Genomic DNA, 25,071 nt, shown 5'->3' with positions numbered 1-25,071 from the left:
CAGCTCCGTCTTACCCTGATATCCCGCATCGCCGCGGACGATAGAGAGTCCCATCGTGGAAAAACGCGCTCGCTTCAAATCTGCCTGGCTGCCCTATGCGCTGGTGGCGCCGCAGATCATTGTCACCCTCTTGTTTTTCGTCTGGCCTGCGGTGCAAGCCATGTACCAGTCGATGCTGTTGCAGGACGCCTTCGGCGGCTACTCGGAATTCGTCTGGTTCGATAATTTCCGCACCCTGTTCGCCGACAGCAATTACCTCGGCTCGTTCAAGACCACGGCGGTGTTCTCGGTACTGGTCGCGGTGCTCGGCCTGTCGCTGTCGCTGATCCTGGCCGCCTTTGCCGACCGCGTGGCGAAAGGCGCAGCCGTCTATAAAACCTTCCTGATCTGGCCGTATGCGGTGTCGCCGGTGGTGGTCGGTGTGCTGTGGATGTTCATGCTGAGCCCGACGCTGGGAATCGTCTCCCATTGGCTGCATTACATCGGCATCGACTGGAACCATGTGCTCAACGGCCGCCACGCCATGATCCTGATCGTCATCGCCGCGGTGTGGAAACAGGTCAGCTACAACTTCCTGTTTTTCCTGGCCGGCTTGCAGTCGATCCCGAAGTCGCTGATCGAAGCGGCCGCCATCGACGGCGCAGGTCCGGTCAAGCGTTTCGCCACCATCGTTTTCCCGCTGCTGTCGCCGACCACCTTCTTCCTGCTGGTGGTGAATATCGTCTACGCCTTTTTCGACACCTTTGCGATCATCGAAGCCACCACCCAGGGCGGTCCCGGCAAGGATACCGAGATCCTGGTCTACAAGGTCTTCAACGACGGCTTCAAGGGCGGCGACCTGGGAGGCGCCGCGGCGCAGTCGGTGATCCTGATGACCATCGTCATCGTCCTCACCGTGGTCCAGTTCAAGTATGTTGAAAAGAAAGTCCAGTACGCATGAAAATCATCTTGAAAGACGCCCATGATTGAGCGCCGCCCCATCCTCGACATGGTCAGCCACCTGGTGCTGATCCTGGGCGTGATCATCATCGCCTTCCCCCTCTATGTGGCGTTCGTCGCCAGCACGCAAAGCGCGGAGCAGGCCGCCGCCGCGCCGTTGTCGCTGCTGCCCGGCACCCACTTCATCGAAAACTACAGCGCGCTGCTGACCAAGGGCAGCTCCGGCAACGTCTCGGCGCCGCCGGTGGGCCGCATGCTGATGGTGAGCCTGATTTCGGCGCTGGCGATCGCCATCGGCAAGATCTCGATCTCGATGCTGTCAGCGTTTGCCATGACCTACTTCCGCTTCCCGGGACGCTCGCTGTTCTTCTGGATGATCTTCATGACACTGATGCTGCCGGTGGAAGTGCGCATCACGCCGACCTACCAAGTGGTGTCGGATTTCCACATGCTCAACACCTATGCCGGCCTGACCATCCCGCTGATCGCCTCGGCTACCGCCACCTTCCTGTTCCGCCAGTTCTTCCTGACCATTCCGGATGAACTAGCGGAGGCGGCGCGCATCGATGGCGCCGGCCCCTTGCGCTTTTTCAAGGATGTGATCTGGCCGCTGTCGCGCACCAATATCATCGCCCTGTTCGTGATCATGTTCATCTACGGCTGGAACCAGTATCTGTGGCCGCTGATGATCGCCACCAACCAGGACATGTATCCGATCGGTATCGGCATCAAGACCCTGATTGTCGGCGGCGATTCCGCAGTGGAATGGAATATGGTGATGGCCACCCTGGTGCTGGCGATGCTGCCGCCGGGCCTGGTAGTCGTGGTGATGCAAAAATGGTTTGTTAAAGGTCTGGTTGATTCCGAGAAGTGATATGGCACAAGTACATCTGAAGAACGTCAAGAAAACCTACGGCAAGGCGCCCAAGGCCGTCGATGTGATCCACGGCATTTCGATCGATATCGCCGATGGCGAATTCATCGTCATGGTCGGCCCGTCCGGCTGCGGCAAGTCAACCTTGCTGCGCATGGTGGCCGGGCTGGAAGAAGTCACCTCGGGCGATATCGTGATCGGCGAGCGCGTGGTCAACAAGCTGGAGCCGAAAGACCGCGACATCGCCATGGTGTTCCAGAACTATGCGTTGTATCCGCACATGAGCGTCTACGAAAACATGGCTTACGGCCTGAAGATCCGCGGCCTGGGCAAGGACGATATCGAGACGCGTGTGCAAAAAGCGGCCAAGATCCTGGAACTGGGCGCACTGCTGCAGCGCACCCCGCGCCAGCTGTCGGGCGGCCAGCGCCAGCGGGTAGCGATGGGACGCGCCATCGTGCGCGAACCGGCAGTGTTCCTGTTCGACGAACCGCTCTCTAACCTGGACGCCAAGCTGCGCGTGCAGATGCGCCTGGAAATCCAGAAGCTGCATCGCACCTTGGGCACCACCAGCCTGTACGTGACGCACGATCAGGTCGAAGCCATGACCCTGGGCCAGCGCATGATCGTGATGAACGGCGGCCGCGCCGAACAGATCGGCACGCCGGCGGAAGTCTATGCACGCCCCGCCACCACCTTTGTCGCCAGCTTTATCGGTTCGCCGCCGATGAACCTGCTGCGCGGCCGCGTGGCAGCCGACGGCAACAGCTTCGCCATCGACAATGCCGCCGCAGTCAGCCTGCCCTTCAGCTGCAATCCGATTGCCGGCCACGATTGCATCATGGGTCTGCGTCCTGAGCAGCTGATCTTTGGCCAGCCCGGCCTGAACCTGCGGGCGGAACTGGTGGAAGCGCTGGGCGCCGACTTGCTGGTGCATGCCTCGATTGGGGATCAATTGCTCGTGATGCGGGTGCCGGCGGCGACTGCGGTCGAAGCCGGACAGCAGATTACCGCTGGCTTCGATGCCGCGGCCTTGCATTGGTTTGATCCCGAGACCACGCAACGCATCGAACTTGCCTGAAAGACGGCTTGGGCGTGCAGCCCTGTGCTGCCCGCCTGAGCCAGATTCAATTTTCCGGCTGCAAGCTGATCCGCTCGACTGCCGCTTTCTCTACCGCGGCACGCGAATACAGCAGCGGGAAATATTCCCCCTTAAGCCATTTGTCGGCCAGGTCGCGATAGTGCGGGCTGTCCGGATCGCCCGACTGCCCGGGCGAATTGACCGCGCGCGAGTTATCCCAGTTGCCGACATCGACCACCACCCGGAACGAGGGACCATTGGTCTGCTGGAAATCGCTGCTGCGGTAAGTCGACTGGTTGGGCGAATAGGCGCCCCCATGGGTCGGCAGCGGTCCGACATTCAGCTTGGCACGGGTCGCATCATCCACGGCCGCCGCCAGCGGATGCTCCATCAGGTTGTGGTGCAGCTTGCCCCATTGCCATTGGGCGCTGTCGCTGCCCTGCAGTTTTTCCATTTCCGCGTAGGCGGCAGTCAGGCTGGCCAGCAAGACCTGGTCGCGCTTGTGCACGGCGTCCTGGCCGAAGCGTGCCTGCGGCTGCTCCAGCGTATCCAGCAGCACCGCGGTATCCGGCGCGCCCATGGCATCGGCCGCGGCCGGGCTCAGTACCGCCGCCTTGAAGGCCTTGCCCAGATGGCGTGACAGCCAGACCTCGAACAAGCCGGCCTGCGCCGAATCGGCGCGCTCCACCGCATCCCAGCCGGCCAGCAGCTTGAGCGCTGCCTGCGTCTGCGCGTCGCCGGAGGACAAGGGCTTGAGCAATGCGACCAGGCGCCGCGCCGGTATCGAGAGGTCGTCATTTTGCAAACGCATGGAATCTTCCAGCGAGACTTTATGCAGAGAGGACAGCACTTCGCTGATGCGGGTGAAGCGCGCATTATTGGTCCACTCGAAACCCAGCTTGCGCTCACGGTAGGGATAGCCGGCCGGCAGGTTCATCTGGTTGGCCGAGGCAAACCAGCCTTGTTTCGGATTGTAGCTGGAAGGCAGCTGATCGCCGGACCAGAAGCCGGCCCACTCATAGCGGCCATCGCCCGGCACCGGCAGCAAGCCGTCCCAGTTGGGCCGGATCGGCGCCAGCCCGCCTGGCGCCCAGCCGATATTGCCCTTGGTGTCGGCGTAGACCTGGTTCTCGGTCGGCGCGCCCCAATGCAGCAAGGCCTGCTTGAACTGGGCGAAGCTGGTGGCGCGCATGTATTCTATGCTGCCGAAATAAGGCGACATGCCTGGCTCCAGCCAGCCGGAGCGCACCGCGAAAGCGCGATTCTTGCCAGGCTCGACGAAGATCACCGGACCGTGCCGGCTGAAGGTCAGTTCAACCTCGACCGGTGCTGCGCCCTTGACCTCGATCTGTTCCTTGATGATATTGAACGGCTCCCATCTTCCCTGGTATTTATACTGGTTTTCATGCTCGGGATTGAGCTGGTAAACATATAAATCTTCCTGGTCGATATTGAAAATCGTCAGGCCGAAAGCGACCTTGCCGTTATGGCCGATCGAAATCCCGGGCAGCGCCGGTTCGCCGGCGCCGATCACGTCCAGCCCCGGGGCATGGAGATGGGCGATGTAGCGTAGCGACGGCGTCGAGTAGGCACGGTGCGGATCGTTGGCCATGATGGCGCGGCCGGTGGCGGATTTGGCCGGCGCAACCACCCAGTTGTTGCTGCCCTCGGCGACTTCTTCCGGATTTTCCGCGGCCGCCATGACGACGGCGTCACTGCTGCTGCCGGCGGCCAGGCTGTCCTTGCTGATCTTCACGCCCTGGGTCGCCAGCTTGAACACATTCAGCAGATCTTTGGGCAGGCAGGGATCAAGGCCTTCCGGCAGCGTCGTTTGCCACGGCGGCGTCAGGCCGACGCGGATTTCATCGGATTTAAGGTCAGCCTTGCAGGCGACGTTGGCGCGCGCCACTTCGCTATCCAGGTTGCGCGTCAGGCCATGGCTGCGGATGCGCACCACGTCTTCCGCCTGCCATCTGGCTGGCGCATAGCCGAGTTTCTTGAATTCGAAGGGCAACTTGTCCGGATTGGCCTTGAGGTAGGCGACGTAGGCATTAATGCCGGCCGCGAACGCCGTCGCCACCTGCTGCGCATGCGGGCCGTAGGACTGCCATTCGCGCTGCATGTCGCCGCGGTACAGGAACAAGCGGGTAGCGCGGTCTTGCTGTACATAGGCCGGTCCGAACACCTGCGCCAGCTGGCCGAGGCCGCGGCGGCGCCACAAATCGATCTGAAACAGGCGGTCGCGCGCGGCATTGAAGCCCTGGGCGAAAAAGACATCGTCCTGATTCGCAGCGTATATGTGCGGTACGCCCCATTGGTCGACCAATATTTCCGCAGGCTTTTTCAAGCCGGCGGCACGGAAAACCTGGCTGGCGGCAGGCAGGGCTGCGGCTTCCTTGGCCTGGGCGGGCGCGCTTGCCAGTACTGCCAGCAAGGCCAGCGCACCGGGAGTGAGGGGAAAGACTGATCGCATAAGCGGCTTTTATAATTTATTTATAAAATATCCACAGACTGACAAGCAATACGCGGCGCGGCTGCCGCAGCCTTATCCGTTAAGAGCGACCAGGTTGTCGACCTCGATCTTGGCAAACTCGACGCTGCTGTCGTAAGCCGCATGCAAGGTGCTGTGCGCGCTTTCGGTATTGGTGCGGCTGGAGACGCTGGGGCCGCTGGCGTCGCCCTTGAATATCTGGTAGCCGTCATGCCACAGGTCGTCGTGGCCCTGGACCGGTTTCGGCGTAATCACATAGCCGCGATATTCGACGTTCTGGCTGCTTTGATCGCTCATACATTCACCTCGCTACAAATAAGGATAATCGTAGCACGTGCCGGAAATACGCACATTGCTGAAAAATCGTGTACCTTGAACCTATTAGCGAGGAATGCGTCATACCTTATTATCAGTCACAACCAACTGGAGAGATTGATCATGCACAAAGGTCGCGAAGAGAGTACGCATTGGAAAATCGCCGATCTGGATTTTTCAAAAATCGATATCGCGCAAGTCCGTCCCGACGAAAACCTGTTTTACCTGGTCACCTGCGCCTCGTTTGTGGAGAGCGGTTCAGATCTCTACACGCAGAATCTGGTGGACTATTACGGCGACGAGCCGGAAATTTCCAACTGGCTGCGAGAGCAATGGGAAGTCGAAGAACTGCAGCACGGCCAGGCGCTGCGCGCCTATGTCGAATATATCTGGCCGGAATTCGACTGGCCGGCCGCCTACGCCAATTTCCTGAGCGAGTATTCTAGCTATTGCAAGGTTGAGCTGCTGGAGCCCAGCAAGGGCCTGGAAATGGTGGCGCGCTGCGTGGTGGAAGCCGGCACCGCCACTTTCTACAGCGCGCTGTCGCGCAGCACCAGCGAGCCGGTGTTGAAAGACCTGGCGTCGCGCATCGCCAAGGACGAGGTGAATCACTACAAGCATTTCTTCCGCTACTTCCGGCGCTTCCGCCAGAACGAGGGCCTGCGCCGGCACCGCATCTTTGGCGCCCTGCGCCGCCGCACCATGGAAATGAAAAATGAAGACGCCGCCTGCGCCCTGCGCCACGTGCTCGGCACCAGGTCGCCTTCGCATGCCGGCGACCCTGCCACGCTGGAGCGTATCCACAGCAAGATGAACACCACCATCCGCGCTCACCTGTCTGCCGACATGACTATCAAGATGATCATGCGGCCGCTGGACCTGCCGCCGGCCGTGCAGACCATGGTGGCCTATCCGGTGACGCAGATCATGAACAAGGTGTTCCTGCGCTAGCCATCCCCGCTAAAGGCGATAAAAGCGCTGTGCATTCGCGCCCATGACCTGCTGCTTCTGCCCAGGGTCTAAATTTACCAGCAGCGCCTCGCTGACATCCAGCCAGCGGCCGTAATCCGCCGCCAGGTTCAGCACCGGCCAATCGCTACCCCATATCACCCGCTCCGGCCCGAATGCTTCCAGCACGTGCGTGGCGTAAGGCTGGAGCTGAGCAACATGCCAGTCGGCCGCCGCCTCCGTCACCAGTCCCGACAATTTGCAGTACACCTGCGGCAAGGCCGCCAGCTGGCTGATCAGCGCGCGCCACGGCTCCATCCGGCCAGCGGCGATGTGCGGTTTGGCGGCATGGTCGATCACCAGCGGCAGCTCCGGGTAACGCTTGGCAAACGCCAGCAAGGCCGGCAAATGGCGCGGCAGGACCAGCGCATCCAGGCTCAGTTGATGGCGTTGCATGGCGGCGACAGCCGGCGCCAGCAGCGGATCGGCGATCCAGTCGTCGGCCAGGTCTTGCAGCATCGGCCGCAGGCCGCGCATTTTCGGATGGCTCGCCAGCACCGCGATCTGCTGCGTGGCGTGGGCCGATTTCAAGTCGGTCCAGCCGACCACGGCGCGGATAAACGGGTTCTGCTCCGCCAGGCCGAGCATGAACAAGGTATCGCTCATGCTCGGCAAGGATTGCACCAGCACGCTGCCGCCTATGCCGTGCTGCTGCAGCAATGGCGCCAGGTCGGGCGGCAGGAAATCGCGATGGATGGCCGCCAGTCCGGCCGGCGGCCACTGCCCTGCCCGGTTGGACAGCAACCAGAAATGCTGATGGGCGTCGATACGCATGAAACCGCCGTTATCAAGAACCATTACCTCTCATCCTTCCTGCGACAATCAATACAGAGTACTCCCGGCTTGCGGCCGGAGCAGCCGGTTTAGCATAGTAAGCCAGTAACCCAACGCCGTCGCACGGCGGCAATTGGCGTGCGCAAGTCAAAAGGTCTATTGGCTGGACCAATACTAACATGCAGCATTTCGAGCGGGCAATTGAAAATGCTCGGAATCCCGCTATAACGCCAATCTGCCGGAATGCATGCGCTACGGCCGCGGTTGCGGACTTATAATTCGCGTCATCGCATGGCAATAAACATGCGGCATCCCCTGGGCCTGTTAGCATTTGATTTGGGAGTGCGAACGCGCGGCAGGCGTTACAGGCGTAGGCGCAGCGACGCGACGTAGCAGTGCTACGGCAAGGAGCTGCAACGACGGCATGTGACGCCTGCAGCCGTTCCCGGAGGGTTCAAACCAAAACGTGCGCTGGCCGCGTTGCATGGCTTGCTGGGGCACCAGCCCCAGCTACGCCAAGCGCCTTGCCAGCACACGTTTTGGTTTGAACGCATCTCCCAAATCAAATGCTAACAGGCCCAAGCCGGAAACGAATATGCGAATTTTGCTGGTAGAAGACAACCGGCCATTGTCCGAATGGCTGACGCTGACCCTGCACCGTAACAAGTACGCGGTCGACTGCGTCTATAACGGCGCCGATGCCGATCACCTGCTGCTGACGCAGCAATATGAACTGGTAATCCTTGACCTGTCCCTCCCCAAGCTGCAAGGCGGCGAAGTGCTCAAGCGGCTGCGTGCGCGTCACAACAATGTGCCGGTGCTGATCCTGACTGCCAACAATTCGGTCGAAGGCCGCATCGGCGGCCTCGACAGCGGCGCCGACGACTATATGGCCAAGCCCTTCGACGTGCACGAACTGGAAGCGCGCATCCGCGCCCTGTTGCGGCGCGCCAACCAGCAGAAGAACCCGATCCTGCAATGCGGCTCACTCTGTTATGACAGCAACAGCCTGATCTTTTCCATTGATGGCGCCCCGCTCACCCTGACCCGGCGCGAGCACGCCGTGCTGGAAACGCTCATCATGAAAATGGGCAAGACCGTCAGCAAGCAAGCCCTGGCCGAGAGCTTGTACGCCATGGATGAAGAAGTGTCGCAGGACGCCATCGAAGTCTACATCCACCGTATCCGCAAGAAACTGGAACATGGCGACGCCGCCATCATCACCTTGCGCGGCCTCGGCTATCTGCTGCAACACCAGCATGCGGTTTAACAGCCTGCGCAGTCAGCTGCTGCTGTGGCTGCTGGTGCCGCTGGTGCTGTTCGTCGCCTTTAACGCCTGGGTTACCTATAACAACGCCATCGAGATGGCGACCGTGGTGCATGACCGCATGCTGCTGGGTTCGGCGCGCATCATCGCCGAACAGATACGCTATGAAGACGAGGCGCTGCAGGCAACCATTCCGCCGGCGGCGCTGGAACTGTTCCAGTCGGATGCGCACGACCTGATCTATTACCGCGTGGTGACCTCGCATGGGGCGCTGCTGGCGGGACAACCCGACCTGCCGGCGCCGCCGAAAACCAGCCGCAATGAAGAAGCCGTCTATTTCAACGCCAACTTCCGCGGCGAACCGGTGCGCATCGTCGCTTTTTTCCAGCAGGTGCTGGGCAACCCGGAGCGCGCGCCGGTCATGATCGAAGTCGCGCAAACCCAGCATTCCTACAAGATCCTGTCGGACCGCATGTGGGAACACACCGTGCAGCAACAACTGGCAATCCTGCTGCTGGTGGGACTGCTGCTGCTGCTCGGCCTGCGTCACGGGCTGGCGCCGCTGATGCGCTTGCGCGACCGCGTACAGCGCCGCAAGCCAGGCGCACTGGAGGAGCTGGACGCCGCGCCGGTGCCTACCGAACTGGCGCCGCTGGTGCATGCCATCAATGACTATGTGCAGCGGCTGGACGAGCACATGTCGGCGCAGGGCCGTTTCCTGGCCAATGCGTCGCACCAGTTGCGCACGCCGCTGGCGGTGCTCAACACCCAGGTCAACTACGGCCTGCGCAGCGACGACAGCGCCGGCAAGGACGCCGCGCTGCGCGCGATCAACAAGGGCATACAGCACGGCATCCGGCTGGTGAACCAGCTGCTGACCCTGTCCAACGCCGAAACCGGCATCGGCCATCCGCTGCGCCAAAGCGACGTCAACCTGATCGAGGTGGTGCAAAGAGTGATCGAAGAACAGGCTACCGTCGCGCAAAGCAAGCGCATCGACCTCGGCTTCGAATTCTGCACCAGCCCGGTCACGGTGCGGGCCACGCCCGTCATGCTGGAAGAACTGGTGGCCAACCTGCTCGACAATGCGCTGCGCTACACGCCGGCCGGCGGCATCGTGACGGTTGCGGTCGACAGCAGCCAGCTCGGCGCGCTGCTGCGGGTTGAAGACAACGGCCCCGGCATTCCAGAGGCCGAACGCGGACGGGTTTTCGAACGCTTCTATCGCCTGCAGGAAGAACGCTCCGACGGCAGCGGCCTGGGGCTGGCAATCGTCCGCGAAATCGCAGTGGCCAGCAGGGCTGAGGTCACCTTGTCGACGCCGGCCTGCGGCAGCGGCCTGCTGGTGACGGTCAGCTTTCCGCCTCTGCCCGGCGCTGCCCCTGCGGCGCAGTAAAACCCTTCCCGACGAAAGCTTACGGCCGGCTTTCAAATCCAGGATTTATTTGCCGCCTGCTGTGGCGCGGCTTCCACAGTCGCGCCACCCTGATTTGCGCTCTGAAAGCAGTTAGTAAGCTTGCGAATTTTATAGTCTGCGGACCGATCCACGCGATCGGCCAATTAAACTATAAATATCTGGAGACAAAAATGAAAAAATCGCTGCTGGCGCTGGCCGCCCTCGCGAGCCTGGGATCCGTAAGCGCTGCCCAAGCCCAATCGAATGTCACCATCTACGGCCTGATCGACGCTACCATCAGCACCGTGAACCACGCTGACAGCAATGGCGACCGCCTGACCGGAATTCCGGTTGCATGGTTCAGCGGCAACCGTCTTGGCTTCCGCGGCGCGGAAGACCTGGGCGCCGGCATGAAAGCCATTTTCAAGCTGGAAGCAGAGTTCGTGGTCGGCACCGGCGCCATGGACACACCGGGCGTCCTGTTCAACCGCGACGCCTGGGTCGGCCTGCAAGACCAGACCTTCGGCCAGATCACACTGGGCCGGCAGAACACGCTGGCGCGCGATTTTTCGCAAGTGTACGGTGACGCCTACGGCTCCAAGCTTGGCCTGGAAGAAGGCGGCTACACCAACAATAACAATTTCAAGCAATTGATTTTCTACTCGGGCAGCGCCACCGGCACGCGCTACGACAACGGCCTGGTGTGGAAGAAAGTATTCAACAATGGCGTGGTGGCCGGCCTCGGCTACCAGTTCGGCAACGTCGCCGGCCAGTTCGCGCACAATACGACCAAATCCGCAGCGATCGGCTATAACGGTTCCAACTTCGTCGTTTCCGCCTTTATCAATCAGGCCGACGTTGGCAACGGCATTGATTCCAGCCTGGAAAAACACAAATCCTATTCGATCGGCGGCAGCTACATGTTTGACCTGGTCCGTCTGAACGCCGGCTATTTCCACTACACGGCCGACCAGGGCGCACTGGGTCAACGCAAGGACGACGCCTACACCGTATCGGCCAAGTTCACACCATCCGGTTCCTTCGACTATGAAATCGGTTATCAGGTGATGAAGGCTGAGAACGCTGCCTACAGCGCAGATGGCACCAGCACCCTGAACGCCTACGCCGACGCCAGCGGCTCGACCGCCACCGGCAGCGGCAACAAGAAAACCCTGTACGGTTCCACCTTCTACCATCTGTCGAAGCGTACCGAACTGTATGTGGCTGCCGACTACATGAAACTGAGCGACGGCTATCGCGTCGGTTCGGCCAACGGCTTCAAGAACCAGACTGAATTTGCAGTGGGCATGCGCACCCGCTTCTGATCTTGTACCAGCCCGGCTTCACCGCCGGGAGCGCTGTAAAGCTTGAAGCCGGCAAGGACCAGTGTCTTGCCGGCTTTTTTTTTATTTCCAGCAATTTATTGCCGCAAATAAATCCACCGCTCTCCTGCCGGACCATCCAGCCCGCCTCCTCAGTAAGCGCTAAGTATTTGCAACTATCCTGTTGTCAGTTTGTCTCAAACGACCCAATTGAACGCTGTCCGCAGCAACGTTCCGCCAGTCATCCAAGCATAAAGGCCCCATGGAAGAATTCAATCAATCGCTGTTTCTGCTGATTAATGCCAGTACCCATCCCAATCCGCTAACCTTGAATGTGGCGATGTTCTTCGCCGAGATATTGATCTACCTGATTCCGGTTTCGCTGCTGGCCGGCTGGCTGCGCGGTTCCGACGACACCCGCAAGCTGATGCTGGAAGCAGTCATGGCCGGCATCATCGGTCTCTCGGCGAGCATGCTGATCGGCGTGCTGTGGCAGCATCCGCGCCCTTTCGCGATCGGCCTCGGCACCAATTTCCTGGCGCACGGCCCGGACTCCTCGTTTCCCAGCGATCACCTGACGCTGCAGTGGAGCGTCGCCTTCAGCTTCCTGCTGCACAAGCGCTTGCGCGCCACCGGTGTGGCGTATGCTTTACTCGGTTTGCCGATGGCGTGGTCGCGCATGTATCTCGGGGTCCACTATCCGTTCGACATGGCGGGCGCCGCCATGGTCTCGGCCGTCAGCGCAATCCTCTGCCATCGCTGCGCGCCCTGGTTCATGCCGCCGCTGTTTCGCTGCGCTTCCGGCATCTACGGCTACCTGTTTGCGCCGCTGATCCGGCGCGGGTGGATGACCAAGTAACGATTCCCAAAACCTGGTTCAGATCACGCCCTGCTCGCGCAGCACGGCGATCTGCTCCGGACTCCTGCCGATGCCGGCCAGTATTTCAGCAGTGTGCTGGCCCAGCTCCGGACCGACCCAGTTCGTCTGGCCCGGTGTCGCCGACAGCTTCGGCACAATGCCGGGCAGGTCGATAGTCTGACCATCCGGCAAACTGTGCTGCAGGATCATGTCGCGCGCGCGGAAATGCGGGTCCTGGTGGATATCCGCAGCGGTATACACTTTGCTGCTCGGCACTTCCGCCTGTTCCAATACTTGCAGCACGTGTTCCAGCGCATGCTGCGATGTCCACTCGCTGATGGCGGCGTCGAGCATATCGTTGTTCTGGGCGCGGCCGTCGTTGCGCGCCAGGCGCGGATCTTCCGCCAGGTCGCTGCGGCCGATGGCGTGCATCAGGCGCTTGAAGATGCTGTCGCCATTGCCGGCGATGATCACATAGTGTTCGCCCCGCTCGTCGCTCCGGCAGGGATAGGTGCTGGACGGTGAAATGCCGGGAAAGCTGGCGCCGGTGCGTTCGCGCACGAAACCGAATTCGGCGTATTCGGGAATCAGGCTTTCCATCACGCCGAACACCGCTTCATACAGGGCGATGTCGATGAACTGCCCCTTGCCGCCATTGGCCTTCAAGTGATGCATGGCCAGCAGCGCGCCGATCACGCCATACAAGGATGCCAGCGTATCGCCGATACTGACGCCGACCCGCACCGGCGGCCGGTCCGGATAACCAGCCAGGTTGCGCAAGCCGCCCATCGACTCGGCAATCGCGGCAAATCCCGGACGCGCATGGTAAGGACCGTCCTGGCCGTAACCGGAGACCCGCACCATGATCAGGTTGGGATTGATTTTCGATAAATCTTCCCAACCAAGGCCCCAGCCTTCCAGCGTACCGGGACGAAAATTCTCGATCACGATGTCGGCATCCTTGACCAGCTCGCGCACGATCTGCTGGCCCTGTTCCGATTTCAGGTTCAGCGTCAGCGATTTCTTGTTGCGGCTTTGCGAGTACCACCAGAGCGAAGTGCCATTGTGCAACTTGCGCCACTTGCGCAGCGGATCGCCGTCGCCGGGCGACTCGATCTTGATGACTTCGGCGCCGAACTGGCCCAGCAGGCTGGCGGCATAGGGCCCGGCAATCAGGGTGCCGAGCTCGATCACCTTGACGCCCTGGAGGGAGGATTGCTGTTCTGCGGATGGCTGGGTCATGTCTATAATCTGCTGGCTGTGGATCGGCTGATTATAAGATATGTCGGTGGCCGCACGGCCAGGGACGACCCCAGCTCACGGGCAAACTTTGCTGTCGGCGATACGGACAGGGGGACTGGCGCAAAAAAATTCCGCAATGCAACAATTGCCCGCATTCCCAAGCCTGTTGCGGCTAGCCGCCGCCAACGGGTTAAAATAGTATCAAGCATGTAGCGGCAGGCAACATGTGCAACCAGAAGTAACTCCTTTTGGCTCTTGCAACTGCCAGGCCTACTATTCAATCACTGAGAAATGCGTGGGATATATCATGAAGAAAATTGCTCTATTGGTACTGGCTGCAGCAGCCCTCATGGCGACCAGTTCGGCCAGCTTTGCTTACGGTTATTACGGACATGGCGGCTTCTACGGCCCGCGCTTCGGCGTCACCATCGGCGGACCGCTGTACTGGGGCCCGCCACCGGTGTACTACGCACCGCCGCCAGTGTATTACGCGCCGCCGCCGGTCTATGTTCAGCCTGAGCCGCAAACCTATATAGAGAAAGCGCCCAACTACGCCTATTACTGCGCTAGTCCGGCTGGCTATTATCCGCAGGTCCCGCGCTGCCCTAAAGGCTGGATGAAAGTATTGCCGGATGAAGCTCAACCTCGATAAGGCGGTGTAAATAAAATGAACAGTACAACCAAAGTATTTGCGGTCTCGATGGCCGTTCTGCTGTCAGGCTGCGTCACGGCGCCGACCGGACCGAATGTGATGGCGCTGCCGGGTGCGGGCAAGAGCTATGAGCAGTTCCAGAACGACGAAGCAGTCTGCCAGCGTGCAGCGCAGGACCGTATCGGCCCGTATGCGCCGCAAGCGGCGGCGGATAATGCGGTCGGCACTGCTGCTGCGGGCACCGTCATCGGCGCAGCAGCCGGCGCCCTGATCGGCGCTGCAACCGGCCGGGCCGGCGCAGGCGCTGCCATCGGCGGCGGCGTCGGCCTGCTGGCTGGCAGCTCGGTCGCCAGCAACTCGGCTGCGGGCAGCAGCTACGGCATGCAACGCCAATACAATAATGTGTACACCCAATGCATGTACGCCAAGGGCAACCAGGTACCGGTTTCCGGCGGCTACGCCAACAGCCGTCGCCAGTATGCGCCGCCGCAATATGCACCGGCGCCACAGTACTCGGTGCCCCCTGACTACTACCCGCCGCAACAACGCGGTAACTACGGTCCGCCGCCAGACTACACGCCTTACTGATCCAGGCGGATCGCTAAAAGACAAAGACATGCCGCGGCATGTCTTTGTGCATTCTGGGCCGCCTATTTCCTTGCGCATCCGCGCCTCACACTCTCCCTCCAGCGATTCCGCGGCAGTGCATCTTTGCCGCATGCGGCCCGGCCGCGCCTCCAGTTACAATATTGACAATGCCACGCCATCGTTTTTTTCATGGCACTATTCAATCCCTCGGCATGGACCTGCTGCAATCCCAAGGAGATAGAGGATGAGTTTCATCGTTGTTATTCTGGCTTTGCTGTTCCTGATGTTTGTCGCCTACCGCGGCTACAGCGTCATCCTGTTCGCCCCGGCGGCCGCCCTCGGCGCCGTGCTGCTGACCGATCCCTCCATGGTGGCGCCGATGTTCACCAGCGTCTTCATGGAAAAAATGGTCGGCTTCGTCAAGCTCTATTTCCCGGTGTTCCTGCTCGGCGCGGTATTCGGCAAAGTGATCGAGCTCTCTGGATTTTCCAAAGCTATCGTCTCCAGCGTCATCCAGCTGGTCGGACGGCAGCGCGCCATGCTCTCCATCGTATTGGTATGCGGCTTGCTGACTTACGGCGGCGTATCGCTGTTCGTGGTGGTGTTTGCCGTCTATCCGTTTGCCGCCGAAATGTTCCGCCAGGGCGGCATCCCGAAGCGCCTGATTCCCGGCACCATCGCGCTCGGCGCGTTTACCTTCACCATGGATTCCCTGCCAGGCACGCCGCAGATCCAGAACATCATTCCCACTACTTTTTTCAACACCACTACCTGGGCCGCGCCCTGGCTGGGCGTGATCGGCACCGTCTTCATCCTGGCTACCGGCCTGGCGTACCTGGAATGGTGCCGCCGCAGGGCTGCCGCCAACGGCGAGGGCTACGGCACTGAACTGCTGAACGAACCGGAAGCGGTCGCCGACGGCAAGTTGCCGCATCCCCTGATCGCCCTGCTGCCGCTGGTGCTGGTGGGCGTGATGAATAAATTGTTCACCAGCTGGATTCCGACAGTCTATGGCGCCAGCCATGAAATGACGCTGGCCGGTTCCAGCAAGCCGATCGTCACCCAGGTATCTGGCGTCGTGGCGATCTGGGCAGTGGAAGCGGCTTTGCTGATCGGGATTTTTTCAGTGCTGCTGTTTGCCTTTAAAACCGTCAAGGAAAAATTCGCGGAAGGCAGCAAGGCCGCCGTCAGCGGTGCGTTGCTGGCATCGATGAATACTGCTTCCGAATACGGCTTCGGCGCCGTTATCGCTGGCCTGCCAGGTTTCCTGGTCATCGCCAACGCCCTGAAAAGCATCCCCAATCCGCTGGTCAACGAAGCCGTCACCGTCACCACCCTGGCCGGCGTCACCGGCTCTGCCTCAGGCGGCCTCAGCATCGCGCTCGCCGCCATGTCCCACACCTTCATAGAAAACGCCCAGGCCGCAGGCATCCCGATGGAAGTCTTGCACCGCGTCGCCGCCATGGCCAGCGGCGGCATGGATACCTTGCCGCACAATGGCGCTGTGATCACCCTGCTGGCGGTGACCGGGCTATCGCATCGGCAGTCGTACAAGGATATTTTTGTCGTGACCTTGATCAAGACGGCGGCGGTGTTTGTGGTGATTGGAGCTTACTATCTGACGGGGATAGTCTAAACAGGCGCATTGTCGTAGATGTTGTTTTGACTTGGCGCGCAAGCAAAAGAAAGTACATGCCTGCCACCGCACGCACTCCGTAGCCCGTCAAATGGGGTCAGAGTAATTTTCGCAAAGAACGCGAAAAAAAACTCTGACCCCATTTGACTGCGTAGTCGGTGGTTGACGGAGAGTTTAGCTGAGGGCGGGTAGTCGCAAAGTCACTTCCAGGCCGCCTGCCGGATGGTTACGCAACTGTAAAGTGGCGCGGTGATTCTCTGCGATATTGCGCGCGATCGTCAGCCCCAGGCCGGTGCCGCCGGTATCCCGCGAGCGCGACGTCTCCAGCCGGAAGAATGGATCAAATACCGTCTCCAGCAATTCCGCCGGAATCCCTACCCCGCCATCCCGGATCCGGATCACGATATCGGAACCCTCGCGCACCAGCTGCAAGCGTGCATAACGCCCATACTTGGTCGCATTATCCACCAGGTTGGTCAGGCAACGCCGCAAAGCATTGGGCTGCGCCACGATCGAAGCCCGGGTCCGTCCCTCCAGCGTGACGTCCTGCCGCGCATCCACCGCATCCGAGCAAACGCTGTCGAGCAAGGAATCGATATCCAGCTTCTGCATCGCTTCCGCCGAATCCATGCTGCGCGCCAGATCCAGTCCCTCGCGCACCATGCTCTGCATGACCGCGAGATCCTCCAGCAATTTCTGGCGCAACTCGCCGTCGCCCACTTTTTCCAGCCGCAGCCGCAAGCGCGTCAAGGGCGTCTGCAAATCATGCGTGATCGCCGCCAGCATATGCGTGCGATGCTGAATCTGCCGCTTGATGCGCGCCTGCATCGCATTGAAGGCGGTGGCCGCCTGCCGCACTTCGGTCGGACCGCTCTCATCCAGCGGCGGCCGGTCGATGTCGCTGCCCAGCTCGCCGGCAGCGTTCGCCAGCAGCTGGATCGGCCGTGCCGTCATCTTGGCGACCACGAACGCCAGCACCCCGATCAGCAGCATGAACAAGGCAAAATACAAGGCAGGGAAAGGCATGCCCGGCGGGCCGCCGCCGGGAGCGCCGGGCTGGCGCGTGACGCGCAGCTTGACCTTCAGGACGGCGCCATCCTTGAGGCTGACATACACGGCCTGGCACTCATCGAAATGACGCGGATCCGGGCCCCTGCGCTCACGCAGCTTGCAATCCTTCTGCTTGACCACAGTCACGTGGCGTTCGCCGCCCAGCTTGGATTTGATAGCCGCCGTCAGCGACGGATTATCATCGACCTTCGGTTCTGCTTCGTTGACCAGGGTTGATTCAAGGCCGAATTTTTCGCTGGTCTGCAACACGATGCTGCGCGTATCCGGACCGACGTTGTCGATGGAAATGACGATCTGCTCGATGCGGTCGGCGATCCGCGAGTCGTACCATTCCTTGAAGTTCTTGCGCCGCTCGCTGTCAGCCAGCCAGCCGGTACTGCCGACCGCAACCAGGATCCCGGCCAGCAGGATCAGGAATACCCGGTTCGCCACCGAGCCAAAGAAATTTCTCACTGACAGCATTCCCTTTTCTACTGCGCGGCAGCCGCAACGGGCGCAGGCATCCGCATCACGACTCTACGGTCACTGCGGTGGCCAAGACATAGCCTTCGTTGCGCACAGTCTTGATGATGACCGGCGTACGGGCGTCGTCGCCCAGCTTCTGGCGCAGGCGGCTGATCTGGATGTCGACCGAACGGTCGAAAGGATCGGATTCCCGGCCCTGGGTCAGTTCCAGCAGCTGGTCGCGGTTCAGCACACGGTTCGGATGATCGAGGAACACCTTGAGAATGCGATATTCGGCGCCCGACAAGGCCACCACCAGGCCGTCGTTGTTGACCAGGTGGCGCGCGATCAGGTCCAGCGTCCAGTGGCCGAACTGGATCTGCTGGGCTTCTGGCGACGCCATATTCGGCGGCAAGGCTTGTGTGCGCCGCAACACGCTGCGGATGCGGGCAAACAGCTCGCGCGGCTCGAACGGCTTCGACAAGTAGTCGTCGGCGCCCATTTCCAGGCCCAGGATGCGGTCCAGCGGCTCGCCGCGCGCGGTCAGCATGATCACCGGGATATTCGAATCGGCGCGCAGGTTGCGACATAGCGTCAGGCCGTCTTCGCCCGGCAGGGTCAGATCCAGCACCACCAGGTCGACCCGGGTTTCCGACAGCACTTTGCGCATGTCGCTGCCGTTGGTCGCCATTAGCGTGCGGAAGCCGTTGGCGTCCAGATATTCGGCCAGCAAAGTCCGGATTTCGTGGTCGTCGTCGACCACCAATATATGAGCAGCAGTTTCCATATGCTTAATAATTATCCTAGTAGCTGCAGTAAGACCGGAAATACGGCCAATCCAAAAATAAGGCTATCCATGCCGGCAAGGCAAACTATAGCCGATACGAAACGAATGTAAATCGACAGCAAGTATTTGTCGTTTTCAGGATTATGGCAAGCCGGCGCAGGAAAGACGATAGTAATTTGTATATTGGCATATCCGCCACGCACCCCGACACTTTAGGATACAAAGCAAACTTGACCCCATACAAGCAGATACAAAGCCTGGGCTCTATGAAAAACCGGCGACACACCGGCGCGTTCCAATACGAACTGTGCAGATTGCACTCACATTCATAGAAGGACTCCACCATGTTCAAGCTTCGCAAACAATTACTGATCGGCGTGACTGCATTGAGCATTGCCGCCATGGGCCTGACTGCCTACGCCCAGACCGACGGCGCCAAGAAGGGCCCGCCGACACCGGAACAACAAGCCAAATTTGCCGACCGCATGGCAAAAATGCAGGCCAAATGGCATGACGACCTGAAGATCACCGCAGCGCAAGAGCCGGCCTGGCAAACCTTTGTCGGCAAGATCAAGCCGGTCAAGCCAGCCGTCCCGCCGCAGCGCCCGAACAAGGAAGACTGGGCCAAGCTGACCGCCCCGGAACGCCTGGACCATCGCATGGAATTCCTGAAACGGGCTGAAACCCGCCTGGCCGAACATACCGCGGCCGTCAAGGAATTCTACGCTGTACTGACACCGGTGCAGCAAAAAGTCTTTGACGAACACTTCAAGCGCCTGGAACAGCACCGTTTCGGCCATCGCGGCTTCCACCGCGGCGGTCCTGACGGCGCACAGGAAAGCCGTCCATAACTGAAACCGGGGACCGGGCCCAGCCGGGCCGGGCATATGGCGAAGCCGTAGACGCTGCGCGCATCACCGTGCGCAGCCCTGCGGCTTCGTCATTTGCCGCTGCGCGCCTTCCTGCAGCGCGCAGCGGCGCCAATTGCCGTCCGCAACGCTTGCCGCTACACTGCCAGACGCCGTTCATTAAATTGAAACAATTTCTAATAAATACACACGCCGGTAAAATTTACTCGCTAAACTCATGTAACTGCACTTCAGCAATCCTCTGAGTCCTGATTTCAGCGGATCCAAGCATTGCACCTGACCATACTCTGACTGACCTCCTGCCTGCGATGACTACTACACCGACTCCAAAAATCGACCAACCTAGCCAGCCCCGGCCAGCCCCACTTCCAAACCAGCGCCAGGGCGGATTTCAGCGCGGCTGGCTGTGGCTGATTGCAGTCGTGGTGCTGGCCCTGGCGGCCTATCTGATCTGGGGCCGCAGCCACCAGCCCGCCGACGGCGCGGCAGGAAAACCGGACCAGGCGGGAGCAGCAACCAGCGGCGCCGGCAAAGGCGGCGGCAAGGGGGGCAAGCGCGGTGCTTTCGCCGGCGCCGGCGGCCCGTTGCCGGTCGGTGTCGCCGTCGCCAAAAGCGGCGACATCAACATCTACATTGCCGGGCTGGGCAGCGTCACTCCGGAAGCCACGGCGGTGGTCAAAAGCCGGGTCGACGGCCAGTTGATGAAACTGCATTTCCAGGAGGGGCAGGTGGTGAAGGCAGGCGCCCTGCTGGCGGAGCTGGATCCGCGTCCTTACCAGGTTGCGGTGACGCAGGCCGAAGGTCAGCTGGCCAGAGACACGGCCTTGCTGCAAGCGGCGCAGATCGATTTGAAACGCTACCGCACCTTGCTGGCGCAAGATTCGATCGCCAGCCAGCAGGTCGATACCCAGGCCGCGCTGGTCAAGCAATATGAAGGCACGGTCAAATCAGACCAGGGCTCGCTCGACAGCGCCCGCCTGCAACTTACCTACTCGCGTGTCACGGCGCCTATCGGCGGCCGGCTCGGCCTGCGCCAGGTCGACCTCGGCAACGTGGTGCACGCCAGCGACACCAACGGCATCGTCATCATCACCCAGCTGCAGCCGATCACTACTGTATTCAGCATTCCGGAAGATAATATTCCGAGCGTCATGAAGCAGATCCAGGCCGGCAAGAAACTGCCGACCGACGTCTGGGACCGCGACCAGAAGAACAAGCTCGACAGCGGCTACCTGCTGACCATCGACAACCAGGTCGACAGTACCACCGGCACGGTCAAGCTCAAGGCGGAATCGCCGAATGCCAGCTATGCTCTGTTCCCCAGCCAGTTCGTCAATGCCCGCATGCTGCTCGACACCCGCAAGGACGCTATCGTGATCCCCAACGCCGCCATCCAGCGCGGCGCCAAAGGCACTTTTGTGTATGTCGTCAAGCCTGACCATACCGTCACTATCCGTCAGGTGACGGCCGGCCCGACCGAAAGCGAATCGACTGCCATCGAGAAAGGCATCGCCATCGGCGAAACCGTCGTCGTCGACGGCATCGACAAGTTGAAAGAAGGCGCAAAAATAGAGCCAATAACGCGTGGCGGCCCTGCTGCGGCAGCTGCAGCAGCTGGTGCAGGTACGGCCGATGCCGCCGGCGCCCACAAGGGCGGCCACCGCCATCGCCAGGATGCCAGCAGCAGCGCTGCCGCCGCCAGCGACACTGCCGCAGCACCCGCCGCCAACAAAAGCAACAGCCAATAATCGGCCGTAAAGAACGGAACGCATGAATCCCTCACGCCAGTTTATTCTCCGGCCGGTCGCCACATCCTTGCTGATGCTGGCGATTTTCCTGGCCGGTGTCGTCGCCTACAAGCAGCTGCCGCTTTCGGCGCTGCCTGAAGTGGACTATCCAACCATCCAGGTGGTGACGCTGTATCCCGGCGCCAGCCCTGACGTCATGACTTCCTCGGTGACGGCGCCGCTGGAACGGCAGTTCGGCCAGATGCCAGGCCTCAACCAGATGTCCTCCACCAGTTCCGGCGGCGCTTCAGTCATCACGCTGCAGTTCAGCCTGGACCTGAGCCTGGATATCGCCGAGCAGGAAGTGCAGGCAGCCATCAACGCCGGCAGCAACCTGCTGCCTTCCGACCTGCCGACGCCGCCGATCTACAACAAGGTCAATCCGGCCGACACCCCCATCCTGTCGCTGGCGATCACGTCCAAGACACTGCCGCTGCCGAAGGTGCAGGATCTGATCGACACCCGCCTGGCGCAAAAGATTTCGCAAGTGCCGGGCGTCGGCCTGGTCAGCCTGTCGGGCGGCCAGCGGCCGGCCGTGCGGCTGCAGCTGAATCCGCGCGCCGTCGCCGCGCTGGGACTGAATCTTGACGATATCCGCACTGCCATCGGCAACGCCAACGTCAATCAGGCCAAGGGCAGTTTCGACGGCCCCTCGCGCGCCTCGACCATCGACGCCAACGACCAGCTGCGCTCAGCCGACGAATACCGCAACCTGATCATCGCCTACAAGAACGGCGCGCCGATCCGCGTCTCCGACATTGCCGACGTCGTCGACGATGCCGAAAACGTCAGGCTGGCGGCCTGGGCCAACCAGTCGCCGGCGATCATCCTGAACATCCAGCGCCAGCCTGGCGCCAACGTCATCGGCGTAGTCGACAGCATCAAGAAGATCCTGCCGCAACTGCAGGACACCCTGCCCGGCGCCATCGATGTCCAGATCCTGACCGACCGCACCACCACCATCCGCGCCTCGGTGTCGGACGTGCAGTTTGAACTGCTGCTGTCGATCGCGCTGGTGGTGATGGTGATTTTCCTGTTCCTGCGCAGTGTGCCAGCCACCATCATCCCAAGCGTGGCGGTGCCGCTGTCGCTGATCGGCACCTTCGGCGTCATGTACCTGACCGGCTTTTCCGTCAACAACCTGACCCTGATGGCGCTCACCATCGCCACCGGCTTCGTGGTCGACGATGCGATCGTGATGATCGAGAATATCTCGCGCTACATCGAAGAAGGCATGAAGCCTTTGCAGGCAGCCCTGAAAGGCGCCGAGCAGATCGGCTTCACCATCATTTCCCTGACGTTTTCCTTGATTGCGGTGCTGATTCCGCTGCTGTTCATGGGCGACGTGGTGGGACGCCTGTTCCGCGAATTCGCCATCACGCTGGCGGTGGCGATCCTGATTTCGGCCGTGATTTCGCTGACCCTGACGCCGATGATGTGCGCCAAGCTGCTGCACCACATCCCGGAAGAAAAGCAAAGCTGGTTCTACCGCAAGAGCGGTGCATTTTTCGACAACATCATTGCCCGCTACGGCGTCGCCCTGCAATGGGTGCTGCGTCATCAGTACTCCACCCTGCTCGTCGCCATCGGCACGCTGGTGCTGACCGCGGTGCTGTACATCTTCATTCCGAAAGGCTTTTTCCCGGTGCAGGACACCGGCGTCATCCAGGGTATCTCTGAAGCCAGCCAGTCGGTCTCCTTTGCCGCCATGGCGGAACGGCAGCAGGCGCTGGCGGCCGTGGTGCTGAAGGATCCCGCAGTGGAAAGCCTGTCTTCCTTCATCGGCATCGACGGCAGCAACGCCACGCTCAACAGCGGCCGCATGCTGATCAACCTGAAGCCGCGCGACCAGCGCAACATGAGCGCCAGCGACATCATCCGCCGCCTGCAGCCGGAACTGGACCGCCAGGTCGGCGGCATCACGCTGTACATGCAGCCGGTGCAGGACCTGACCATCGAAGACAGCGTCAGCCGCACCCAGTATCAGTTCAGCGTCGAGGACGCCAATCCGGCAGAGCTCAGCATCTGGGTACCGAAACTGATCGAGCGCCTGCGCCAGATCCCGCAGCTGGCCGACATCGCCAGCAACCAGCAGGATCTCGGCCTGCAGGCGTATATCGCGATCGACCGCGACGCCGCCTCGCGCCTCGGCATCACTACCGCGGCGATCGACAATGCCTTGTATAACGCCTTCGGCCAACGCCTGATCTCCACCATCTACACCCAGTCGAACCAGTACCGGGTGGTGATGGAAGTCAAGCCGGAATTCCAGAAAGGCCCGACGGCGCTGAACAGCATCTACCTGGTGGCCGGCAACGGCAACCAGGTGCCCTTGTCCAGCATCGCCACCATCGAAGAACGCACCTCGCCGCTGGTGATCAACCACATCGGCCAGTTCCCTGCCACCACGATCTCATTCAACCTGGCGGCCGGCGCTTCGCTGGGCGACGCGGTCAAGGCGATCCACGCGGCGGAGCTGGAGATCGGCATGCCGGACAGTATCCAGACCCAGTTCCAGGGCGCGGCGCTGGCGTTCCAGGCTTCGCTCAGCAATACCCTGATCCTGATCCTGGCGGCGATCGTCACCATGTATATCGTGCTGGGCGTGCTGTATGAAAGCTATATCCATCCGATTACCATCCTGTCGACGCTGCCGTCGGCCGGGGTCGGCGCCCTGCTGTCGCTGATGATCGCCGGCAGCGATCTTGGCATCATAGGCATCATCGGCATCGTCCTGCTGATCGGTATCGTCAAGAAAAACGCCATCATGATGATCGACTTCGCCCTGGACGCCGAACGCAACGAGGGCAAGAGCCCGCGTGACGCGATCTACCAGGCTTGCCTGCTGCGCTTCCGGCCGATCCTGATGACCACCATGGCGGCCTTGCTGGGCGCGTTGCCTTTGATGCTGGGTACTGGCGTCGGCTCGGAATTGCGGCAACCGCTGGGGATCACCATGGTCGGCGGCCTGCTGGTATCGCAAGTGCTGACCCTGTTCACAACACCGGTGATCTATCTGGCCTTCGACAACCTGGCGCGCCGCATGCGTGAACGCTTCGGCAGCAAGGACGCCGACGGCGACGATGACCAACACGACAGCGCTGCAGCGGAGCCGGTTAAGCCGTGACGACAGCATGAATATATCGCGTCCCTTTATTGAACGGCCGATCGCCACCACGCTGTTGACCATCGGCGTGGCGCTGGCCGGCATGGTGGCGTTCCGGCTGTTGCCGGTATCGCCTTTGCCGCAAGTGGACCTGCCGACCATCTCGGTCTCGGCCGGCCTGCCCGGCGCCAGCCCGGAAACCATGGCGGCCACCGTGGCGACGCCGCTGGAACGTGCGCTCGGCTCGATTGCCGGCGTCACCGAAATGACCTCCTCCAGCACGCTGAGTTCGACCCGCATCACCATGCAGTTCGATCTCAGCCGCGACATCGACGGCGCCGCGCGCGACGTCCAGGCCGCGCTCAATGCCGCCCGCAACCTGCTGCCGACCGGCTTGCCCAGCAACCCAAGCTATCGCAAGGTGAATCCGGCCGATGCGCCGATCATCATCCTGTCGCTGACCTCGGACAGCATGACGCAAGGCCAGATGTACGACGCCGCCGATACCATCCTGGCGCAAAAGCTGTCAGGTGACTGGCGTCGGCCAGGTCAGCGTCGGCGGC

Annotated in this window: 20 protein-coding genes and 1 pseudogene; 15 read left to right on the top strand and 6 right to left on the bottom strand. The window is 61.2% G+C overall.

From position 1 onward, the window contains the following. Positions 1-55 precede the first annotated feature (55 nt). Genes ugpA through VNZ65_RS19490 form a run of 3 tightly spaced genes read left to right on the top strand, consistent with a single transcriptional unit; the run spans position 56 to position 2,894 of the window. Positions 56-940, top strand: a complete 885-nt coding sequence (gene ugpA, locus VNZ65_RS19500) for a sn-glycerol-3-phosphate ABC transporter permease UgpA (RefSeq protein ID WP_325671965.1) — start codon at positions 56-58, stop codon at positions 938-940. A 21-nt stretch (positions 941-961) separates the two neighbouring features. After that, a complete protein-coding gene (gene ugpE / locus VNZ65_RS19495; protein WP_061942550.1) occupies positions 962-1,813 on the top strand; it encodes a sn-glycerol-3-phosphate ABC transporter permease UgpE in 852 nt (283 codons plus the stop codon). A gap of 1 nt (position 1,814) precedes the next feature. After that, complete coding sequence (locus VNZ65_RS19490) at positions 1,815-2,894, top strand: sn-glycerol-3-phosphate import ATP-binding protein UgpC (protein WP_325671963.1); 1,080 nt, start codon at positions 1,815-1,817, stop codon at positions 2,892-2,894. 46 nt (positions 2,895-2,940) lie between these two features. Here the strand turns inward: VNZ65_RS19490 and VNZ65_RS19485 are convergent, their stop codons facing one another. After that, the gene (locus tag VNZ65_RS19485; RefSeq protein ID WP_325671961.1) at positions 2,941-5,367 is read right to left on the bottom strand and encodes a penicillin acylase family protein; all 2,427 of its coding nucleotides are present in this window, start codon (positions 5,365-5,367) and stop codon (positions 2,941-2,943) included. Positions 5,368-5,439: 72 nt separating this feature from the next. Continuing rightward, positions 5,440-5,682, bottom strand: a complete 243-nt coding sequence (locus VNZ65_RS19480) for a hypothetical protein (RefSeq protein WP_325671959.1) — start codon at positions 5,680-5,682, stop codon at positions 5,440-5,442. A 141-nt stretch (positions 5,683-5,823) separates the two neighbouring features. On the opposite strand from VNZ65_RS19480, the gene VNZ65_RS19475 reads away from it, so the two are divergent. Beyond that, positions 5,824-6,651, top strand: coding sequence for a ferritin-like domain-containing protein (locus VNZ65_RS19475; protein ID WP_325671956.1), 828 nt, complete (start codon positions 5,824-5,826; stop codon positions 6,649-6,651). Positions 6,652-6,660: 9 nt separating this feature from the next. On the opposite strand, the gene VNZ65_RS19470 is transcribed toward VNZ65_RS19475, so the two are convergent. After that, on the bottom strand, positions 6,661-7,506 hold the full coding sequence (locus VNZ65_RS19470) for an amidohydrolase family protein (RefSeq protein WP_325671955.1): 846 nt from the start codon (positions 7,504-7,506) through the stop codon (positions 6,661-6,663). Positions 7,507-8,077: 571 nt separating this feature from the next. Between VNZ65_RS19470 and VNZ65_RS19465 the strand changes: the two genes are divergently transcribed. The 4 genes from VNZ65_RS19465 to VNZ65_RS19450 all read left to right on the top strand — a co-directional run bounded on the left by VNZ65_RS19465 (position 8,078) and on the right by VNZ65_RS19450 (position 12,326). Further along, the gene (locus VNZ65_RS19465) at positions 8,078-8,752 is read left to right on the top strand and encodes a response regulator (RefSeq protein ID WP_325671953.1); all 675 of its coding nucleotides are present in this window, start codon (positions 8,078-8,080) and stop codon (positions 8,750-8,752) included. Further along, positions 8,742-10,145 carry a sensor histidine kinase gene (locus tag VNZ65_RS19460; RefSeq protein ID WP_325671951.1) on the top strand — a complete coding sequence of 468 codons (1,404 nt, stop codon included), beginning with the start codon at positions 8,742-8,744 and terminating at the stop codon, positions 10,143-10,145. The genes VNZ65_RS19465 and VNZ65_RS19460 overlap by 11 nt, the downstream gene beginning before the upstream one ends. 191 nt (positions 10,146-10,336) lie before the next feature. Further along, positions 10,337-11,470: a porin gene (locus VNZ65_RS19455; protein WP_325671949.1), complete on the top strand. Its 1,134-nt coding sequence runs from the start codon at positions 10,337-10,339 to the stop codon at positions 11,468-11,470. A 259-nt stretch (positions 11,471-11,729) separates the two neighbouring features. Next, positions 11,730-12,326, top strand: coding sequence for a phosphatase PAP2 family protein (locus tag VNZ65_RS19450; RefSeq protein WP_325671947.1), 597 nt, complete (start codon positions 11,730-11,732; stop codon positions 12,324-12,326). Positions 12,327-12,344: 18 nt separating this feature from the next. Here the strand turns inward: VNZ65_RS19450 and VNZ65_RS19445 are convergent, their stop codons facing one another. Continuing rightward, entirely contained in the window at positions 12,345-13,568 is a 1,224-nt protein-coding gene (locus VNZ65_RS19445; RefSeq protein WP_325671946.1) for a CaiB/BaiF CoA-transferase family protein, read from the bottom strand. A gap of 307 nt (positions 13,569-13,875) precedes the next feature. Here VNZ65_RS19445 and VNZ65_RS19440 point away from each other — a divergent pair, with 307 nt between their 5' ends. From VNZ65_RS19440 to VNZ65_RS19430, 3 genes are all read left to right on the top strand, one after another. After that, positions 13,876-14,220 (top strand): hypothetical protein, encoded by a 345-nt coding sequence (locus VNZ65_RS19440; RefSeq protein ID WP_061942569.1) that lies wholly within the window; start codon positions 13,876-13,878, stop codon positions 14,218-14,220. Positions 14,221-14,235: 15 nt separating this feature from the next. After that, positions 14,236-14,808 (top strand): glycine zipper family protein, encoded by a 573-nt coding sequence (locus VNZ65_RS19435; protein WP_325671943.1) that lies wholly within the window; start codon positions 14,236-14,238, stop codon positions 14,806-14,808. 244 nt (positions 14,809-15,052) lie between these two features. Then, positions 15,053-16,444, top strand: a complete 1,392-nt coding sequence (locus VNZ65_RS19430) for a GntP family permease (RefSeq protein WP_325671941.1) — start codon at positions 15,053-15,055, stop codon at positions 16,442-16,444. 174 nt (positions 16,445-16,618) lie between these two features. On the opposite strand, the gene VNZ65_RS19425 is transcribed toward VNZ65_RS19430, so the two are convergent. Together VNZ65_RS19425 and VNZ65_RS19420 are read right to left on the bottom strand one after the other, a co-directional pair. Continuing rightward, positions 16,619-17,977: an ATP-binding protein gene (locus tag VNZ65_RS19425; protein ID WP_325671939.1), complete on the bottom strand. Its 1,359-nt coding sequence runs from the start codon at positions 17,975-17,977 to the stop codon at positions 16,619-16,621. A gap of 46 nt (positions 17,978-18,023) precedes the next feature. Beyond that, positions 18,024-18,746 carry a response regulator gene (locus tag VNZ65_RS19420; RefSeq protein ID WP_325671938.1) on the bottom strand — a complete coding sequence of 241 codons (723 nt, stop codon included), beginning with the start codon at positions 18,744-18,746 and terminating at the stop codon, positions 18,024-18,026. Positions 18,747-19,090: 344 nt separating this feature from the next. Between VNZ65_RS19420 and VNZ65_RS19415 the strand changes: the two genes are divergently transcribed. From VNZ65_RS19415 to VNZ65_RS19400, 4 genes and pseudogenes are all read left to right on the top strand, one after another. Next, positions 19,091-19,597, top strand: coding sequence for a Spy/CpxP family protein refolding chaperone (locus VNZ65_RS19415; RefSeq protein ID WP_325671936.1), 507 nt, complete (start codon positions 19,091-19,093; stop codon positions 19,595-19,597). A 326-nt stretch (positions 19,598-19,923) separates the two neighbouring features. After that, positions 19,924-21,363 (top strand): MdtA/MuxA family multidrug efflux RND transporter periplasmic adaptor subunit, encoded by a 1,440-nt coding sequence (locus VNZ65_RS19410; RefSeq protein WP_325671933.1) that lies wholly within the window; start codon positions 19,924-19,926, stop codon positions 21,361-21,363. 22 nt (positions 21,364-21,385) lie between these two features. Continuing rightward, complete coding sequence (locus VNZ65_RS19405) at positions 21,386-24,529, top strand: MdtB/MuxB family multidrug efflux RND transporter permease subunit (RefSeq protein ID WP_325671931.1); 3,144 nt, start codon at positions 21,386-21,388, stop codon at positions 24,527-24,529. A 7-nt stretch (positions 24,530-24,536) separates the two neighbouring features. After that, a pseudogene (locus tag VNZ65_RS19400) lies at positions 24,537-25,071 on the top strand (efflux RND transporter permease subunit); the annotation flags it as partial.

Origin of the sequence: Collimonas sp. (genome assembly GCF_035566555.1) — a bacterium.
GTDB lineage: Bacteria > Pseudomonadota > Gammaproteobacteria > Burkholderiales > Burkholderiaceae_D > Collimonas.
This window is presented reverse-complemented; position numbering and strand designations above follow the sequence as displayed.

What these genes read in the sequence shown, in the direction of transcription:
- ugpE (WP_061942550.1), top strand. Translation starts at nt 962, where the DNA reads ATGATTGAGCGCCGCCCCATCCTCGACATGGTCAGCCACCTGGTGCTG.
- VNZ65_RS19490 (WP_325671963.1), top strand. Translation starts at nt 1,815, where the DNA reads ATGGCACAAGTACATCTGAAGAACGTCAAGAAAACCTACGGCAAGGCG.
- VNZ65_RS19485 (WP_325671961.1), bottom strand. Translation starts at nt 5,367, where the DNA reads ATGCGATCAGTCTTTCCCCTCACTCCCGGTGCGCTGGCCTTGCTGGCA.
- VNZ65_RS19480 (WP_325671959.1), bottom strand. Translation starts at nt 5,682, where the DNA reads ATGAGCGATCAAAGCAGCCAGAACGTCGAATATCGCGGCTATGTGATT.
- VNZ65_RS19475 (WP_325671956.1), top strand. Translation starts at nt 5,824, where the DNA reads ATGCACAAAGGTCGCGAAGAGAGTACGCATTGGAAAATCGCCGATCTG.
- VNZ65_RS19470 (WP_325671955.1), bottom strand. Translation starts at nt 7,506, where the DNA reads ATGGTTCTTGATAACGGCGGTTTCATGCGTATCGACGCCCATCAGCAT.
- VNZ65_RS19465 (WP_325671953.1), top strand. Translation starts at nt 8,078, where the DNA reads ATGCGAATTTTGCTGGTAGAAGACAACCGGCCATTGTCCGAATGGCTG.
- VNZ65_RS19460 (WP_325671951.1), top strand. Translation starts at nt 8,742, where the DNA reads ATGCGGTTTAACAGCCTGCGCAGTCAGCTGCTGCTGTGGCTGCTGGTG.
- VNZ65_RS19455 (WP_325671949.1), top strand. Translation starts at nt 10,337, where the DNA reads ATGAAAAAATCGCTGCTGGCGCTGGCCGCCCTCGCGAGCCTGGGATCC.
- VNZ65_RS19450 (WP_325671947.1), top strand. Translation starts at nt 11,730, where the DNA reads ATGGAAGAATTCAATCAATCGCTGTTTCTGCTGATTAATGCCAGTACC.
- VNZ65_RS19445 (WP_325671946.1), bottom strand. Translation starts at nt 13,568, where the DNA reads ATGACCCAGCCATCCGCAGAACAGCAATCCTCCCTCCAGGGCGTCAAG.
- VNZ65_RS19440 (WP_061942569.1), top strand. Translation starts at nt 13,876, where the DNA reads ATGAAGAAAATTGCTCTATTGGTACTGGCTGCAGCAGCCCTCATGGCG.
- VNZ65_RS19435 (WP_325671943.1), top strand. Translation starts at nt 14,236, where the DNA reads ATGAACAGTACAACCAAAGTATTTGCGGTCTCGATGGCCGTTCTGCTG.
- VNZ65_RS19430 (WP_325671941.1), top strand. Translation starts at nt 15,053, where the DNA reads ATGAGTTTCATCGTTGTTATTCTGGCTTTGCTGTTCCTGATGTTTGTC.
- VNZ65_RS19425 (WP_325671939.1), bottom strand. Translation starts at nt 17,977, where the DNA reads ATGCTGTCAGTGAGAAATTTCTTTGGCTCGGTGGCGAACCGGGTATTC.
- VNZ65_RS19420 (WP_325671938.1), bottom strand. Translation starts at nt 18,746, where the DNA reads ATGGAAACTGCTGCTCATATATTGGTGGTCGACGACGACCACGAAATC.
- VNZ65_RS19415 (WP_325671936.1), top strand. Translation starts at nt 19,091, where the DNA reads ATGTTCAAGCTTCGCAAACAATTACTGATCGGCGTGACTGCATTGAGC.
- VNZ65_RS19410 (WP_325671933.1), top strand. Translation starts at nt 19,924, where the DNA reads ATGACTACTACACCGACTCCAAAAATCGACCAACCTAGCCAGCCCCGG.
- VNZ65_RS19405 (WP_325671931.1), top strand. Translation starts at nt 21,386, where the DNA reads ATGAATCCCTCACGCCAGTTTATTCTCCGGCCGGTCGCCACATCCTTG.